Origin of the sequence: Massilia sp. CFBP 13721 (genome assembly GCF_014842025.1) — a bacterium.
Taxonomy (GTDB): domain Bacteria; phylum Pseudomonadota; class Gammaproteobacteria; order Burkholderiales; family Burkholderiaceae_D; genus Telluria.
Genome location: NZ_JACYUY010000025.1, coordinates 1 through 13,891, shown reverse-complemented (window position 1 = coordinate 13,891; position 13,891 = coordinate 1). Strand labels below are relative to the sequence as shown.

The 13,891-nt window shown below is 65.2% G+C and carries 10 protein-coding genes and 3 tRNA genes; 8 read left to right on the top strand and 5 right to left on the bottom strand.

Translation table 11 applies throughout. From position 1 onward, the window contains the following. Positions 1-5: 5 nt before the first annotated feature. From IFT60_RS20530 to IFT60_RS20515, 4 genes are all read right to left on the bottom strand, one after another. Positions 6-1,199 (bottom strand): efflux RND transporter periplasmic adaptor subunit, encoded by a 1,194-nt coding sequence (locus tag IFT60_RS20530; RefSeq protein ID WP_192055115.1) that lies wholly within the window; start codon positions 1,197-1,199, stop codon positions 6-8. Positions 1,200-1,774: 575 nt separating this feature from the next. Then, positions 1,775-2,698 (bottom strand): tRNA 2-thiocytidine(32) synthetase TtcA, encoded by a 924-nt coding sequence (gene ttcA / locus IFT60_RS20525; protein WP_192055113.1) that lies wholly within the window; start codon positions 2,696-2,698, stop codon positions 1,775-1,777. Further along, positions 2,695-3,093, bottom strand: coding sequence for a dihydroneopterin aldolase (locus IFT60_RS20520; protein WP_192055111.1), 399 nt, complete (start codon positions 3,091-3,093; stop codon positions 2,695-2,697). Before IFT60_RS20520 ends, ttcA begins: the two co-directional genes overlap by 4 nt. 32 nt (positions 3,094-3,125) lie before the next feature. After that, positions 3,126-3,926: an SDR family oxidoreductase gene (locus tag IFT60_RS20515; RefSeq protein WP_192055109.1), complete on the bottom strand. Its 801-nt coding sequence runs from the start codon at positions 3,924-3,926 to the stop codon at positions 3,126-3,128. A gap of 54 nt (positions 3,927-3,980) precedes the next feature. Between IFT60_RS20515 and IFT60_RS20510 the strand changes: the two genes are divergently transcribed. From IFT60_RS20510 to IFT60_RS20495, 4 genes are all read left to right on the top strand, one after another. Further along, a complete protein-coding gene (locus tag IFT60_RS20510; protein WP_192055107.1) occupies positions 3,981-5,129 on the top strand; it encodes a class I SAM-dependent methyltransferase in 1,149 nt (382 codons plus the stop codon). Positions 5,130-5,225: 96 nt separating this feature from the next. Continuing rightward, positions 5,226-6,149 carry a J domain-containing protein gene (locus IFT60_RS20505; RefSeq protein WP_192055105.1) on the top strand — a complete coding sequence of 308 codons (924 nt, stop codon included), beginning with the start codon at positions 5,226-5,228 and terminating at the stop codon, positions 6,147-6,149. 455 nt (positions 6,150-6,604) lie between these two features. Next, the gene (locus IFT60_RS20500) at positions 6,605-8,224 is read left to right on the top strand and encodes a response regulator (RefSeq protein WP_192055102.1); all 1,620 of its coding nucleotides are present in this window, start codon (positions 6,605-6,607) and stop codon (positions 8,222-8,224) included. Between the two features lie 49 nt (positions 8,225-8,273). Next, positions 8,274-9,818: an HDOD domain-containing protein gene (locus tag IFT60_RS20495; RefSeq protein WP_192055100.1), complete on the top strand. Its 1,545-nt coding sequence runs from the start codon at positions 8,274-8,276 to the stop codon at positions 9,816-9,818. Here IFT60_RS20495 and IFT60_RS20490 read toward each other — a convergent pair. After that, positions 9,781-13,032: an EAL domain-containing protein gene (locus tag IFT60_RS20490; protein ID WP_192055098.1), complete on the bottom strand. Its 3,252-nt coding sequence runs from the start codon at positions 13,030-13,032 to the stop codon at positions 9,781-9,783. The genes IFT60_RS20495 and IFT60_RS20490 overlap by 38 nt on opposite strands. A gap of 242 nt (positions 13,033-13,274) precedes the next feature. Between IFT60_RS20490 and IFT60_RS20485 the strand changes: the two genes are divergently transcribed. The 4 genes from IFT60_RS20485 to IFT60_RS20470 form a co-directional block, all read left to right on the top strand. Further along, a tRNA-Tyr gene (locus tag IFT60_RS20485) sits at positions 13,275-13,359 on the top strand. Positions 13,360-13,397: 38 nt separating this feature from the next. Beyond that, positions 13,398-13,471: transfer RNA gene (locus IFT60_RS20480), tRNA-Gly, on the top strand. A gap of 36 nt (positions 13,472-13,507) precedes the next feature. Next, positions 13,508-13,582 (top strand) — tRNA-Thr (locus IFT60_RS20475). A 77-nt stretch (positions 13,583-13,659) separates the two neighbouring features. Next, on the top strand, positions 13,660-13,891 hold a 232-nt coding region (locus IFT60_RS20470; RefSeq protein ID WP_229439571.1), incomplete at its 3' end, for a GTP-binding protein.

Below are 13,891 nucleotides of genomic sequence, written 5' to 3'. Positions count from 1 at the left end.
GCGTCCTAGCCTTTTCTGGCGGCAACTGCGGGGCCGGCCGGCGCGCCGGGTGCGGGCATTGGCACGCCGCGCGGGTCCAGCCTCACCAGCCTGGGCGTCACCGGCGCGCCGGGCATGGCCCGCTGCAGGCCGTCGATGACGATGCGTTCGCCCGGCTTGACCCCGGTCACCACACGCATGCCGTCGATCAAGGCGCCGGGCTTGACCTCGCGCGCCTGGACCACCTGCCCGGGGCCGACCACCAGCACGATCCTGCGCGTCTGGTCGATCGTGATCGCGCGCTCCGGCACCAGGGTCGCCAGGTAGGGCTTGCCGGCGCCCACCCGCACCCGCGCCGACAGGCCCGGCGTGAAGCGGCCGTCCGGGTTGTCGAACACCCCGCGCAGTTGCACGCTGCCAGTGGCCGGGTCGAGCCGGTTGTCGACGAAGTCGATCGTGCCGGCGTGTGGAAAGCCCTCCTCGTTGAACAAGCCCATCCGCACAATCGGCGCGCTCTTCTGGTTGGCCGCGGCCTGGCCGAACTTGAGGAAGGCTGCCTCGCTGGCATCGAAGTAGGCATACATGCGGCTGGTCGACACGATCGAGGTCAGTACCTGCTCATTGGCGCTGACCAGGTTGCCTTCCGTGAGTGCCGTGCGCGAGGCGCGCCCACCGATCGGCGCGCTGATCCGGGTGTAACCCAGGCTCAGTTGCGCCGCCTCCAGCTGGGCCTCGGCCGCGGCAAGGCTGCTGTTGGCGTTGCGCGCCGTGGCGCGGCGCTGGTCGGCTTCCTGCTGGGAAATGGCGTTCAGCGGCAACAGCTTCTCGGCGCGCGCCCACTCGATGCGCGCCAGTTCGCCCTGGCTGCGCGCGGCCGCCACCGCGGCCGTCAGGCGATCGACCTCGGCCTTGAACGGGCGCGGATCGATGGTGAACAGCATATCGCCCTTGCGCACCACCTGGCCGTCGCGGAAATGCACCCGTTCAAGCGGGCCCGCCACGCGCGCCCTTACCTCGACCTGCTCGACCGCCGCCAGGCGCGCGCTGAACTGCTCGAATTCTTCGACCGTGCGGCTCTGCACCTCGGCCACCGAAACCTGCGGCGGACCGGCCGCCCCCTGCGCCGGCTGGGCTGGCGCCTCGCGGCTGCAACCGATACCGCTCACGGCGATGGCAGCCAGCACGGCCAGCAATCGTATGGTTCGAAGGAGTCCGCGCATGGCTCCTCCGGCGGCGTGGACTGAATACCCACGTTGCGGGAGCGTCGGACCAGGACCGATTGTGTAAGCGAGCTGCATGTTCCACCTCGCCGGCGACCATTGCCAGGTAACGTTGCGTGCCGGATGACGCATCGATTCGTTGGAGTCGAATCGCGCGCAGTGGTTCAGTGAGACAGTGGTGAGGCGCCGCAGAGAGCGGGTAGGCGGGCAGGCAAAAAAAAGCAGCGTCGCAACGCTCATGCCGTTCAGTCAAACAGTTTGCCACGCCTTCGCACTAATACCAAGCCTGGTCGCGCATGCCGAGTGGCGCGATATGTAGGGTGGACTTTGTCCACGGCCTTTCTCATGCATATCGAGATGCACCACGTAACCCGGAGCACGCACGTACGTGCTTCCCCTGGCATGAAGGAGTGCAACGAAACGGCCGTGGACTGAGCGGTTCGCCGCCCGGTCCACCCTACGAAGATCGACACTCAGCCTGTGTGGCCTGGCTCACCGCTGGCAGACAGTTCGCCCAGGCTTAACTGAACGGCATTAGCGTCGCAACGCTGCCTTTCGAGTGCGTCCCGAACGATTTACAGCTGCGTCAGCGAAATCGTATTGCTCGCCGGCGTCGAGCACGGCTCTTCGTCGAAAGCGATGTCGCCGTTCGGATTGGCGATGCCATCCGTTTTCAGGTCCATGAACCCGAACAGGTTGCGGTCCTGCAGGTGCGACGGCACCACGGTGGAGAGCGACGAAAAAATGTTTTCCACGCGCCCCGGATGCGTCTTTTCCCAGCCGCGCAGCATGGCCTTGATCTGTTTACGCTGCAGGTTTTCCTGCGAGCCGCACAAATCGCACGGAATGATCGGGAAACCTTTGACTTCCGCATAGCGCTCGGTATCGGCTTCCTTCACATACGCGAGCGGGCGGATCACCATGTGCTTGCCGTCGTCCGACACCAGTTTCGCCGGCATGCCTTTCAGCTTCCCGCCGAAGAACATGTTCAGGAAAAAGGTTTCGAGGATGTCGTCGCGGTGGTGGCCGAGGGCGATCTTGTTGCAGCCGAGTTCGTCGGCGACGCGGTACAGGATACCGCGGCGCAGGCGCGAGCACAGCGAACAGGTGGTTTTGCCTTCCGGGACCAGGCGCTTGACGATCGAATACGTGTCCTGGTTTTCGATGTGGTAATCCACGCCGAGTTTATCGAGGTAGGCCGGCAGCACGTCGGCCGGGAAATTCGGCTGCTTCTGGTCGAGGTTGACGGCGACGATATCGAAGTGGATCGGCGCGCGTTCGCGCAGCGTCATCAGGATGTCGAGCAGGGCGTAGCTGTCCTTGCCGCCGGACAGGCAAACCATCACCTTGTCGCCGTCTTCGATCATGTTGAAATCGCCAATCGCCTGGCCGACCAGGCGGCACAGGCGTTTATGCAGCTTGCCGTTTTCGTAGGCGATCTTTTCCAGTTTTTTCGCATCCGCGCCGTCGGCGGAAACGTCGTTCAATACCGCGCTCATGCTTCTTCCTTGATCTGAAATACTTCCACGCCGACGCCTTCGCAATCGGGATACACGTCCGGCTTCATGGTCGACACGCGTGCGGCGCGCACGCGCGGATGCGCCAGCATGGCGCGCACGACGTCGTCGCACAGGGTTTCCTGCAAGTGTACGTGGCCTTGCGCCATGCGCTGGGCGATAGTCTCGCGCATGAAATCGTAGTCGACGACTTCATCGAGCTGGTCAGTGTGGGGGGTCGATTCGGCCAGCGGGATGTACAGGTCGACATTGATCAACACACGCTGTTCTCCCTTCTTTTCGAAGTCGTGCACGCCGATGTTGATCATCACTTCGTAATTGCGCAGGAACAGCCGGCGGCAATCGCGCAAGCTCGGGTGGGTCAGGGCGGACAGCATAGGAAAACTTTCTTCAGTGTTGACTGGGTTATTTATTTCGTAAGGAACATCACGTCGCGTGCCAGCGGCACCAGGTGCTGGCCGCCGTCGACCACCAATGTGGTGCCGGTGAGCGCGCGTGCCGCAGCCGCGTACACGACGGCGTCGGCAATATCCTGCGGCGTCGACGAGCGGTTTAATGGGGTCTGCATATGGGCTTGCGCAAAACCATCTTCGCTCTGGTCGCCCGACACCAGCGTGATGCCGGGCGCGACGCCGACGATGCGCAGCCTTGGCGCCAGCGCCTGCGCCAGCATCTTGGTGGCCGCCTCCAGCGCCGCTTTGGACAGCGTGTACGACAAAAAATCCGGGTTGAGATTGTACAGTTTCTGGTCGAGCAGGTTGATCACCACGGCTTGCTCATTTTCCGGCGTGGCCGCGTGCAGCGCCTGGGCCAGCAGGAGCGGCGCGGCCAGGTTGGTGTGCATGTGCGCAGCCAGTAAACTTGGCGAAAAGCTGGTGGCGCTGTCGTATTCGAACAACGAAGCGTTGTTGACGATGCAAGTCACGCGTCCGAGCGCTTGCGCGGCGCGTTCCGGCAGCGCGCGCACGGCCGCTTCGTCGCCGAGGTCGCAGGGCAGCAGGGCGGCGCGCCGGCCGAGGGCGCGGATGGCGTCCGCCGTCTCGATCGCGTCGCGCTCGGAATGGCGATAGTGCACGCCGATGTCCCAGCCGGCGGCGGCCAGGCCGAGCGCGATCGCGCGCCCGAGGCGGCGGCCGGCGCCGGTGACGAGTGCGACCCGAGGCACAAGGTAAGTCGGCGCGTCGGTGGCGGGAAGCGTGATGTGCGTCATGGTCTGCGGTTGAGCAAAATTGTTGATCCCTGCCGATCTGGCTACAATGCCGGAATGTCCTTACCCCTTCCCGACAGCGACGCGCTGGCCGCGTCCCACGCCTTGCAACAGGAAATTGCCGCCCATATCGAAGAGGCGGGCGGCGCGATTCCCTTTTCGCGCTTCATGGAGCTGGCGCTGTATGCGCCCCGGCTCGGCTACTACAGCGGCGGCGCCGCCAAGCTGGGCGCGAGCGGCGATTTTACGACCGCACCCGAGATTTCTCCCCTGTTCGGGCAGGCGCTGGCGCGCGCGGCAGCCGCTATTATCGCCCAAAGCGCGCCCAACATCATCGAATTCGGCGCGGGCACCGGCAAGCTGGCGCGCGACGTGCTGACCGCCCTGGCCGAAGAGGGTGTGCAAGTTAACAGCTATACCATCATCGAACTGTCGGGCGAATTGCGCGCGCGCCAGCAGGAAGCCCTGAAAGACTTTCCGCAGGTCGAATGGCGCGACGGTTTCCCCGACGCGTTCAACGGCGTGGTGCTGGCCAACGAAGTGCTCGACGCCATGCCGGTCGAACTGGTGTTAAAGACGGACGATGGCTGGCGCCGCCAGATGGTGACGATCGAGGAGGGCCGCTTTGCTTACGTGCAGGCGCAACTGGACGACGCGCTGGCGGCGCAGCTGGCGCGCCAGATACCAGATGCCGACACCCTGCCGGCGGGGTATCTGACCGAACTGCACCCGGTCGCCTGTGGCTTCATGGGGTCGCTGGCGACCATGTTCAAGGGTAACAAGGGCGCGGCGATCCTGCTCGACTACGGTTTCCCGGCGCACGAATATTACGTCGACCAGCGCAGCGGCGGCACCCTGATGTGCCATTACCGCCACCATTCACACCCCGACCCGTTCTTCCTGCCGGGACTACAGGACATCACCGCCCACGTCGATTTCACGGCGATGGCGCTGGCGGCCCAGGATGCCGGGCTGCCGGTGCTGGGTTACCTGAACCAGTCCGGCTTCCTGCTCGCTTGCGGCATCGGTGACCTGCTGCTACGTACGGATCCTGACGACGCTGTGCGTTATTTGCCACAGTCGAAAGCCGTGCATAAACTCGTGGCGCCGAGCGAAATGGGAGAATTGTTCAAGGTGCTGATCGTCGGCCATGCGGTGGATCTGCCGGACGCGATCATGCGGGCTGATCGACGTCATCGCTTGTAGACTTGATAACTTGCGCTGGGGATACAAACCCGGCTATGCTGTATCGGTTGGGTTGCCGATATCCAACCCGAACCTGCACGCGGCATGCCGCCAACTATGGCCAAGATTCACACCCATTACGATAACTTGAAGGTGGCGCGCGGCGCGCCGCAGGAAGTCGTGCGTGCAGCCTACAAGGCGCTCAGCCAGAAATACCATCCCGACAAGAACCAGGGCGACGAAAAGGCCGCCCGCATCATGGCGATCGTCAACACCGCCTACAACATCCTGTCCGACCCGACCCGCCGCAAGGAGCACGACGAGTGGATCGCGGCCGAGGAATGGGAAGTCGAGTGGCTCGAGAGCAGCAGCGGCGAAGAAGCCGCGCGTCCGCGTGGCGAGAACTGGGAAACGCCGCCACCGGCGCATAACCGGCGCCGCCGGCGCCTCTGGCGCGACCCGCGCTGGTGGTTCGGCCTGTTCGGCGGCGTCACCGTCGGCGCCGTCTGCGCGCTGCTGCTGGTGAAGCAGCCGCGCCTGCTGCCGACGGCGCTGGCATTCAACAAGCCGGAAACTATCGCCCCGGTGACCTCGGTGCCGGCGCCCGATCCGGACGCCTGGGCGATCCCGACCGGCGCCAATTCACCTCCCGCGGTCGTCAAGGCACTGGCCGTGACCCAGCTGGTGGTGCCGGCGCGCCAGCCCGAATGCGACACCGACCTCGCCACGCCGGCCGCGCCCAACGGCGAACCCTGGCCCGACCAGTCCGGCTACATTCCGGGCTACCCGCTGGGCAACAATGGGCGTGAAATGACGGTGGTGGTCGACAACAGCGCGAATGCTTCTCCGGTATTCGTGAAAATCTTCGACCTCGAGCGCCGCTCCAACGTGCGCCATGCGTATGTGCTGGCCAACAATATGCTGACCATCGATGGGCTGGCGGCAGGCAAGTACGAAGTGCGCTACCAGAACGTCGTCGGCAGTGCGGCGCATGCCGAGTGCAGCAAGCAGGCGGCGCGGCGGGCAGACGCGGGGGTTTAATTTTTAAGCTCAGCGTTCGTGGGGCTGTTGCCTGTGACGATCGTGGCTCTTCAATCCGCATGGGCTCGAGAGCCCATCCTACGGGTAACTGTCGTGGCGAGCGCATGCAAGACCGTAGAGTTTGTGAAAAAATCGTCAGGGCAAGGGATACGGCCGCCCGGCGCGTCGTCGAAGACAGTACGAGGGTACGGCGAGACGATGCAACGCCGCCATGGCGTTTTTTTCACACACTCGTAGGGTGGGCGCCCTGTGCCCACGCGAAACGTAGCATACCGATAACGCCGGGCTGATGGTCCCCTGCGCCAGAATACTCACCAACTGTTGCTTTTTCCCACCTGCAACCGGCTTTTCCGCAAGTCCCTACCTAATTCCTCTGATTTGTTCCCTCAGCGTAATATACTCCCTCGGCAGCGGCCAGCGTCGCCGCGCATTGCCGCCGGCCTGAGGAAACAGCCATGAACGAACTAGACGGCCTCACCGCCCTGCTCATCGAGCCCCATGCGGGCATGCGGGCGAATCTCCACAGCATGCTCAACATGTGCGGCCTGACCCGCATCGAGCACGCCAGCAGCGCCAACCAGGCGGTCAAACAACTGAGCCTGCGCAGCTTCGACCTGGTGTTGTGCGAATACGACCTGGAAGGCGGCCAGGATGGCCAGCAGCTGCTCGAGGACCTGCGCCACCATAAACTCATTTCGCTGGCGACGATGTTCTTCATGGTCACCGCCGAGGGCGATTACGGCAAAGTGGTTAGCGCCGCCGAGCTGGCCCCGACCGACTACATCCTGAAACCGTTCACGGCCGACCGCCTGCTCGAGCGCATTGCCCGCGCGCTGGAAAAGCGCAACGTCTTCCTGCCCGTGTACCGCCTGATGGAAGCGGGCGCCCAGCACGAGGCGATCGAGGCGTGCATCGCGGGCGAGGCGGCGCACCCGCGCCATGCCGTCGATTTCCTGCGCCTGCGCGCCGAACTGCACCTGTTCTTGGGCGAGACCAGCCTGGCCGAGCCGATCTACCGCCAGCTCGCGGAAAGCAAGGCGATCGCCTGGGCCCGCCTTGGTTTGGCGAAAACGCTGTATTTGCGCGAACAGTACGAGGAAGCCGGCAGCCTGCTGACCGAACTGGTGCAGACCAACACGAATTTCGTCGACGCCTACGACTGGCTCGCGCGCACCCACACGGCGATGGGCGAGCTGACTCAATCGCAGCAAGTGCTGGCGAAAGCGGTCGCAGTCTCTCCGCATGCGGTGCGGCGCCTGCGCACGCTGGGCGAAGTCGCCTTCGAGGCCGGCGACGACGAGACCGCCGAAAAGGTTTTAAAACAGGTGGTGGCGAAGGCCAAATATTCGGAATTCCGCGATCCCGAAGACCACGTGAAACTGGTGCGCACGTTGGTGAGAAAAGGCGATCCGGTGGCGGCGGCGTCGGTAATCCGCGATCTTGACCGCTCGATGGGCGGCAAAAGCCATGCCGACGCCTGCAGCGCGATGTCGTCGGCGCTGCTGCACGAATACACCGGCAACGACGAGCGCCTGCTGGCGTCCTTGAACGCCGCGGTGTCCGCCAGCCGCGACCTGCCCGCGATGTCGCCCGATCTGAAACTGGAACTGGCGCGCAGCTGCCTGGCGCACGACATGGCCGATGGCGCGGCCGGTCTCGTGCGCGACGTCATGCGCAATGCCGCCGACGCCAGCGCGATGGACCGCGCGATGAGCGTCATGGCGCAAGCCGGCCACGCCGAACTCGGCACCACACTGGCGCAGGAAACGCGCCAGCACGTGGTCGACCTGGTGGCGAATGGCGCCGAACGCGCCAGGAGCGGCGATTACCAGGGCGCCGTCGGCCTGATGCAGGAAGCGGCGCTGCGTATGCCGGGCAATCCGCAAGTCGCCTTCAACGCGGCGCTGGCGCTGCTGCGCTGCCTGGAGCACACCGGCTGGGACGATAAACTAGGCCAGCAAGCGCTGGCCCAAATGGCGGCCGTGCGCCGGCTCGATCCGCGCAACCCGAAGCTGGCCGCGCTCACGGCGCTGCACCAGGCGGTGCTCAAGAAGTACAAGAAGGTCAACAAATGAAGCTCAACAATTGAAGCGCCCAGGCGCCAGGAAAGCCGGGTAATCCCAGATGTCGGAAGCACACCACCCCCCCGATGAGGGCGCCACCCGCCGCGTGCGTGCGGCCTTGATGCAGAAAGTGAACGGCGACGAAGAGATGTTCGCCCTCGGCGGCTCGATCGCCCGGGTGATCGAACTGGCCGACGCCGACGAAAAGGGGCCGCACGATCTCGCCTATTTCGTGCTTTCCGACGTGGCGCTGACCCAGCGTATCCTGCGCCTGTCGAACACGGTCCGCTATCGCACCGTGTCCGGCACCGCGGTGACGACGGTCTCGCGCGCGATCGCGCTGCTCGGTTTCGACAACGTCAAAACCACGGCGCTGGCGATGCTGCTGGTCGATACCCTCGACAACGGCGCCCACGCCGGCAGCGTGCGCATCGAGCTGGAGGCCTCGCTGTGCGCCAGCCTGGTCGGGCGCGAAATGGCGAAACTGTCGTTCTACCAGGGCGCCGAGGAAGCGGCGATCGGCGCGCTGTTCAAGAACCTGGGCGCCTTATTGGTCGCTTCGCACGAACACGCACGCTACCGCGAAATCAATCAGCTTTCATCGGGTGCAAGGCACACCCCGGCGCAAGCGTCGCAGATGATCCTCGGCTGCAGCTACGACACCTTGTGTGCCGCCGTGCTGTCGGAGTGGAAGATCCCGGAAGTGATCGTGCGTGCCCAGGCCGCGCTGCCCGCCGGCGCTTTAAAAACGGCCGCCAACCGCGCCGAATGGATGCGGCAAGTCGCGTCCTTCAGCCTGGAGGTAGCGCGCCTGCTCGCCAAAAGCACCGACCCGGCCGCCACCCCGGAAGCCCGCGCGCTGCTGGCACGCTACGGCGCCGCTTTCGAGATGGATGCGGCCGGCCTGGAGCGCCTGTTCGCGAACGTGGGAGAAGGTATGCAGGGACTCATGGAAAGCATGAACCTGCAGCCGCTGGCGAAAGTCGAGATGGAGCACGGCGAGGGCCTGCCCGAGGTGCTGATGCTGGCCACCCTCGACGCCGGCGAAGAGGAAGAGGGCGCCTGGCCGAGCGGCAAACCGAAGAACGCGCGCGAACTGCTGCTGGCCGGGGTGCAGGACGTGACCCAGCTGCGCGCCGGCGCCAACACCCGCGTCAACGACGTCATCCTGGCCGTGCTCGAAACCCTGTACCAGGCGCTGGGCTTTCGCTTCGCCACCGTCTGTCTGAAGGATGCGCGCGCCGGCCAGTACCGCGCGCGCGTCTCGTTCGGTGCGCAGCAGGCACGGGTACAGGCCGGCTTCCTGTTCCCGCTGCCGCCCCCAGGCGCGCGCGACCTGTTCGCGCTGGCGATGGAAAACGATGCCGACCTGATGATTTCGGATGCGGCCAGCCCGAAAATCCGCGACCTGCTGCCGCCCTGGCACCGCGCGCTGCTGCCCGACGCGAAGAGTTTCATCGTGCTGCCGCTGGTGGTCGGCAAGGCGCAACTCGGCTTTTTCTATGCCGACCGCGCTGTGACCGCGCCGGAGGGCGTGCCGCCTGACGAAACCGCGATGATCCGCGCCCTCAAGCGTCAGGTACTGGCTGCGCTTGCCGCCGAATGAATTCGCGGAATTCGTGCGCCGGCATCGGCCGCGCAAACAGGTAGCCCTGCGCTTCGTCGCCGCGCTTGTCGCGCAAAAAGCCCCATTGCGCTTCGGTCTCGACGCCTTCGGCCACCACCGTCAGTCCAAGCGAATGGGCAAGTCCGATGGTGGCGGCGACGATCACCGCGTCGTTCGGATTGTGCTCGATGTCTTTGACAAAACCGCGGTCGATCTTGATGCGGTCGATCGCAAACAGTTTCAGGTAAGCGAGCGACGAATAACCGGTGCCGAAGTCGTCGATCGCCAACTTGAAACCGCGCGTGCGCAGCTGGCGCAGCAGCTGGCGCGTCGCTTCCGGGTCGCGCATGGCGGCCGTTTCCGTGATCTCGAGTTCCATCAGCGAGGGGTCGATGCCGTGCTTGGCCACCAGTTCGTCCAGGCGCGACAACAGCGACGAGCCGGAGAACTGGCGCGCCGACAGGTTCACCGCCAGGCGCAGTTCATCGAGGCCCTCGCGCTGCCACTGCGCCAAGAGCGCCATGGTCTGGCCCAGCACCCAGTCGCCAAGCGGCACGATCATGCCGCTTTCCTCAGCGACGGGAATGAACCGGCTCGGCTCGACGCTGCCCAGTTCCTGGTCGTTCCAGCGCAGCAGCACTTCGGCGCCGATCACGCGCCCGGTGTCGAGTTCCACCTGCGCCTGCAAATAAAGTTCGAAACCCTCGGCGCTGAGTGCGCTCCACATGCGGTTTTCCAGCAGCAGGTGTTCGTGGGTGGCGGCGTTCATCTCGGGCGAGAAGAATTGAAAATTGCCGCGCCCCTCGCGCTTGGCCGCGTACATCGCCATGTCGGCGTGGCGGATCAGGGTCGAGGCGTCTTCGCCGTCGTCCGGGAACAGCGCCACGCCGACGCTGCAGCCGCTGTGGGCGGTCGCGCCATTGAGTTGATACGGCTGCGACAGCGATTCGACCACCCGCACCGCGACGCTGGTGACGCTGTCGGGGGTGAGCGGCCCGGCCAGCACGATGATGAACTCGTCGCCGCCCAGGCGCGCCAGGGTGTCGACCTCGCGCAATAAATCCTTCATGCGTTCGGCCGCGCCCACCAGCAGCTTGTCGCCGGCGGCATGGCCGAGCGAATCGTTGATCTTCTTGAAGTGGTCGAGGTCGATGAACAGCACCGCCACCGGGGCGTTGTGGCGGCGCGCCGCGGCCAGCTGGTGTTCCAGGCGCACGTTCAGCGCAAACCGGTTTTCCAGGCCGGTGAGGGCGTCGTGGTGCGCGAGCCGGTAGATGCGTTCCTGCGCGCGCTGCTGTTCGGTCAAGTCGCGCAGGATGCAGACGAAAAAGACTTCGCGTTCGAGGTCGACCGGCGCCACCGAGATCGCCAGCGGGAACGGCTCGCCCTGGGCATTGAACCCCTCCAGCACCGCTTCTTCCGGCGGCGCGCTCGACAGCCGCCCGAGCTGGGCGTTGGCGTCGCTGTGGGCGCCCGCGGGCACCAGCGTGCCGAAGGGCAGGCCGATGAGGTGTTGCGGCGGGTAGCCGAACAGGCCCGCGGTGGCGGCATTCGCCGACACCACCATCCCTGCGGCATCGACCGTGATGATGGCGTCGGCGGCGTTGTCGAGGATCGCCTGCAGCCGTGCTTCGCGGTCGCGCAGGCGTGCGGTGCGGTCGGCCACCAGCTTTTCGATCACGTCGCGCTCGCCGCTGATGAGCAGCAGCAGCGCGCCCAAGAGGCCGGTCAGCAGCAGGCCGGCCGACAGCACGGTCCAGCTGGCGGCGCCCGTTTCGGCATCCATGTAGGCGGCAGTGGGGCGGAAACTGACCACGTAGCTGCGCCCGGCGAACGACAGCGGCACGCGGTAATCGTCGCGCCGCGGCGTGCCGAGCGCGCCCGCCACCGGCAGCGCGGCGCCGTCGGTGACGTCGACCAGCGCCGCATTGAAACCGTCGAAGCCGGCGCGCCGGATCGCCTGGGCAAGCAGCAGGCGCGCGTTCAGCACAAAGGCGACCACCCCGGCCGGCGGCCCGGTCGGGTCGCCCACCGCGCGCATCAGGGCGATACCGGGGCCATCGCGCTCAAGCAGCCTGAACGGTTCGGTGGCGAGCGGCGCGCGCGAGACGAGTACGCGCGCCGCCACCGCTGCCCGCCCCGGCGCGGCGAGATAGTCGACGCCGCGGACCACGTTGTGCGAGGTCGGCCAGGCGTACAGCACCGGCAGGTAGCGCTCGCGCTCGGCGGCCGCGATCAGGCGCACCCCGTCCATGTCGCGGATGCCGGCAAACAACGGGTCGAGCGTGCGCTTGACCCAGTCCTCGAAGCCGGGACGCTCCAGGCCCGTGACCGGCACCATCCAGTTCATGGCCTCGATCTCGGGGCGGCCGTCGGCATAGCCGGCGGCGATGCGCAGGAACTTGTCGCGCGCCAGAATGTGTTCGGTTTCGGCCAGGGTGCTGGAAAAGGTGCCGACGAAGCGTACGTGTTCGTTGAATTCGGACTGCAGCAAATCCGCCGTCTGCTGCGCCTTGAGGCGGTAGGGTTGCAAATGCTGTTCGTGCTCCCAGCCGAGCGCCAGGCGGTAGATGACGAGCACCGCGGTACTGGTGATCAGGAGCGGCAGCGCGACCAGCACCGCACGGCGCCGCCACAGCCGGCGCGGCGAGCCGCACACGATCCAGCACAGCGGCGCGGCCAGCAGCACGCCGAGCGTGTCCCCGGCCCACCAGGCGAACCAGACATGCCAGCGATCGGCGGCGCTGACAGCGCCCAGTGCCGACAGCGCCGGCACCACGATGCTGGCGCTGGTGAGACAGACCAGCGGCGTGATGAGCAAAAAGGCGATGACGTCGCGCCCGGAGTCGATCGCCGGGCGCATGCGACGCCGGAACTGGCGCGCGCCGAGCCAGGCTTGCAGCAGCGCGCCCAGCAGGCTGGCGCAGGTTGCCGCCAGTGCCGCGCCGGCCGTGAACGCCGGGTTGGCCTGGTGCAGCGGCAGGTTGGCCAGCGCCGCGCCGAGGGCGACCCCGGGCAGCACGCGCATGCCGCCCGCGGTGGCCAGGGCGAGACCAATCCCGGCCGGGGGAAACAAGGGCAATGCATAGCCCGAGGGCAACGACAGCGCGTCGAACAGCAGGCCCGTGCCGAAGTAGGCCGCGACGATCGACAGGTTGGCCAGCAGGATGTCCTGCCAGCTCCAGCGGGGATAACGGAAGGCGTGGCTATCCATATGCACAGTATTTACATGCCTGAGGCATACAGTAACGCAGCGCGCTGGTGGGCGGCGCGCAAGTAGGCGGCCAACAGTTTGGCAAACGCGTGGCAAGTTCTTGAAAAAATAGCCTTGCAGATCCTACCCCCGGCGGTTACAATCACGCCCCGAAGCAACGCTGCTGTTTGAGCCAGGTTGGTAGTCAAGGCAAAAATAGTTGACAGTATGTTGAGCTTGCTTCATACTCTGCGGTTCTTCGCGGTGGGGTGGCCGAGTGGTTAAAGGCAGCAGACTGTAAATCTGCCCTCTCTGAGTACGCTGGTTCGAATCCAGCCCCCACCACCAAATGAAGAAGTCGTGAAGTCGAATTGAAGTTGTACCTCGCGGGTGTAGCTCAATGGTAGAGCAGAAGCCTTCCAAGCTTACGACGAGGGTTCGATTCCCTTCACCCGCTCCAGTAAATTGTGTCGCAGTATGTGCGGCGCAAACATCAGCCCTTTTAGCTCAGTGGTAGAGCACTCCCTTGGTAAGGGAGAGGCCACGTGTTCAATCCACGTAAAGGGCACCAGAATTTAAAGCGGCAGTGCGTTGTACTCGTCCGTCAGGTGTGCCTGGTAATTCTCAAAATATCGTTAGGAGTCTCAAATGGCAAAAGGTAAATTCGAACGGACCAAGCCGCACGTCAACGTCGGCACCATCGGTCACGTTGACCACGGCAAAACCACCCTGACGGCTGCAATCGCAACCGTTCTGTCGAAGAAATTCGGCGGCGAAGCTAAAGCATACGACCAGATCGATGCAGCTCCAGAAGAAAAAGCACGCGGCATCACCATCAACACCGCGCACGTCGAGTACGAAACGGAAAACCGTCACTACG

What these genes read in the sequence shown, in the direction of transcription:
- IFT60_RS20530 (WP_192055115.1), bottom strand. Translation starts at nt 1,199, where the DNA reads ATGCGCGGACTCCTTCGAACCATACGATTGCTGGCCGTGCTGGCTGCC.
- ttcA (WP_192055113.1), bottom strand. Translation starts at nt 2,698, where the DNA reads ATGAGCGCGGTATTGAACGACGTTTCCGCCGACGGCGCGGATGCGAAA.
- IFT60_RS20520 (WP_192055111.1), bottom strand. Translation starts at nt 3,093, where the DNA reads ATGCTGTCCGCCCTGACCCACCCGAGCTTGCGCGATTGCCGCCGGCTG.
- IFT60_RS20515 (WP_192055109.1), bottom strand. Translation starts at nt 3,926, where the DNA reads ATGACGCACATCACGCTTCCCGCCACCGACGCGCCGACTTACCTTGTG.
- IFT60_RS20510 (WP_192055107.1), top strand. Translation starts at nt 3,981, where the DNA reads ATGTCCTTACCCCTTCCCGACAGCGACGCGCTGGCCGCGTCCCACGCC.
- IFT60_RS20505 (WP_192055105.1), top strand. Translation starts at nt 5,226, where the DNA reads ATGGCCAAGATTCACACCCATTACGATAACTTGAAGGTGGCGCGCGGC.
- IFT60_RS20500 (WP_192055102.1), top strand. Translation starts at nt 6,605, where the DNA reads ATGAACGAACTAGACGGCCTCACCGCCCTGCTCATCGAGCCCCATGCG.
- IFT60_RS20495 (WP_192055100.1), top strand. Translation starts at nt 8,274, where the DNA reads ATGTCGGAAGCACACCACCCCCCCGATGAGGGCGCCACCCGCCGCGTG.
- IFT60_RS20490 (WP_192055098.1), bottom strand. Translation starts at nt 13,032, where the DNA reads ATGGATAGCCACGCCTTCCGTTATCCCCGCTGGAGCTGGCAGGACATC.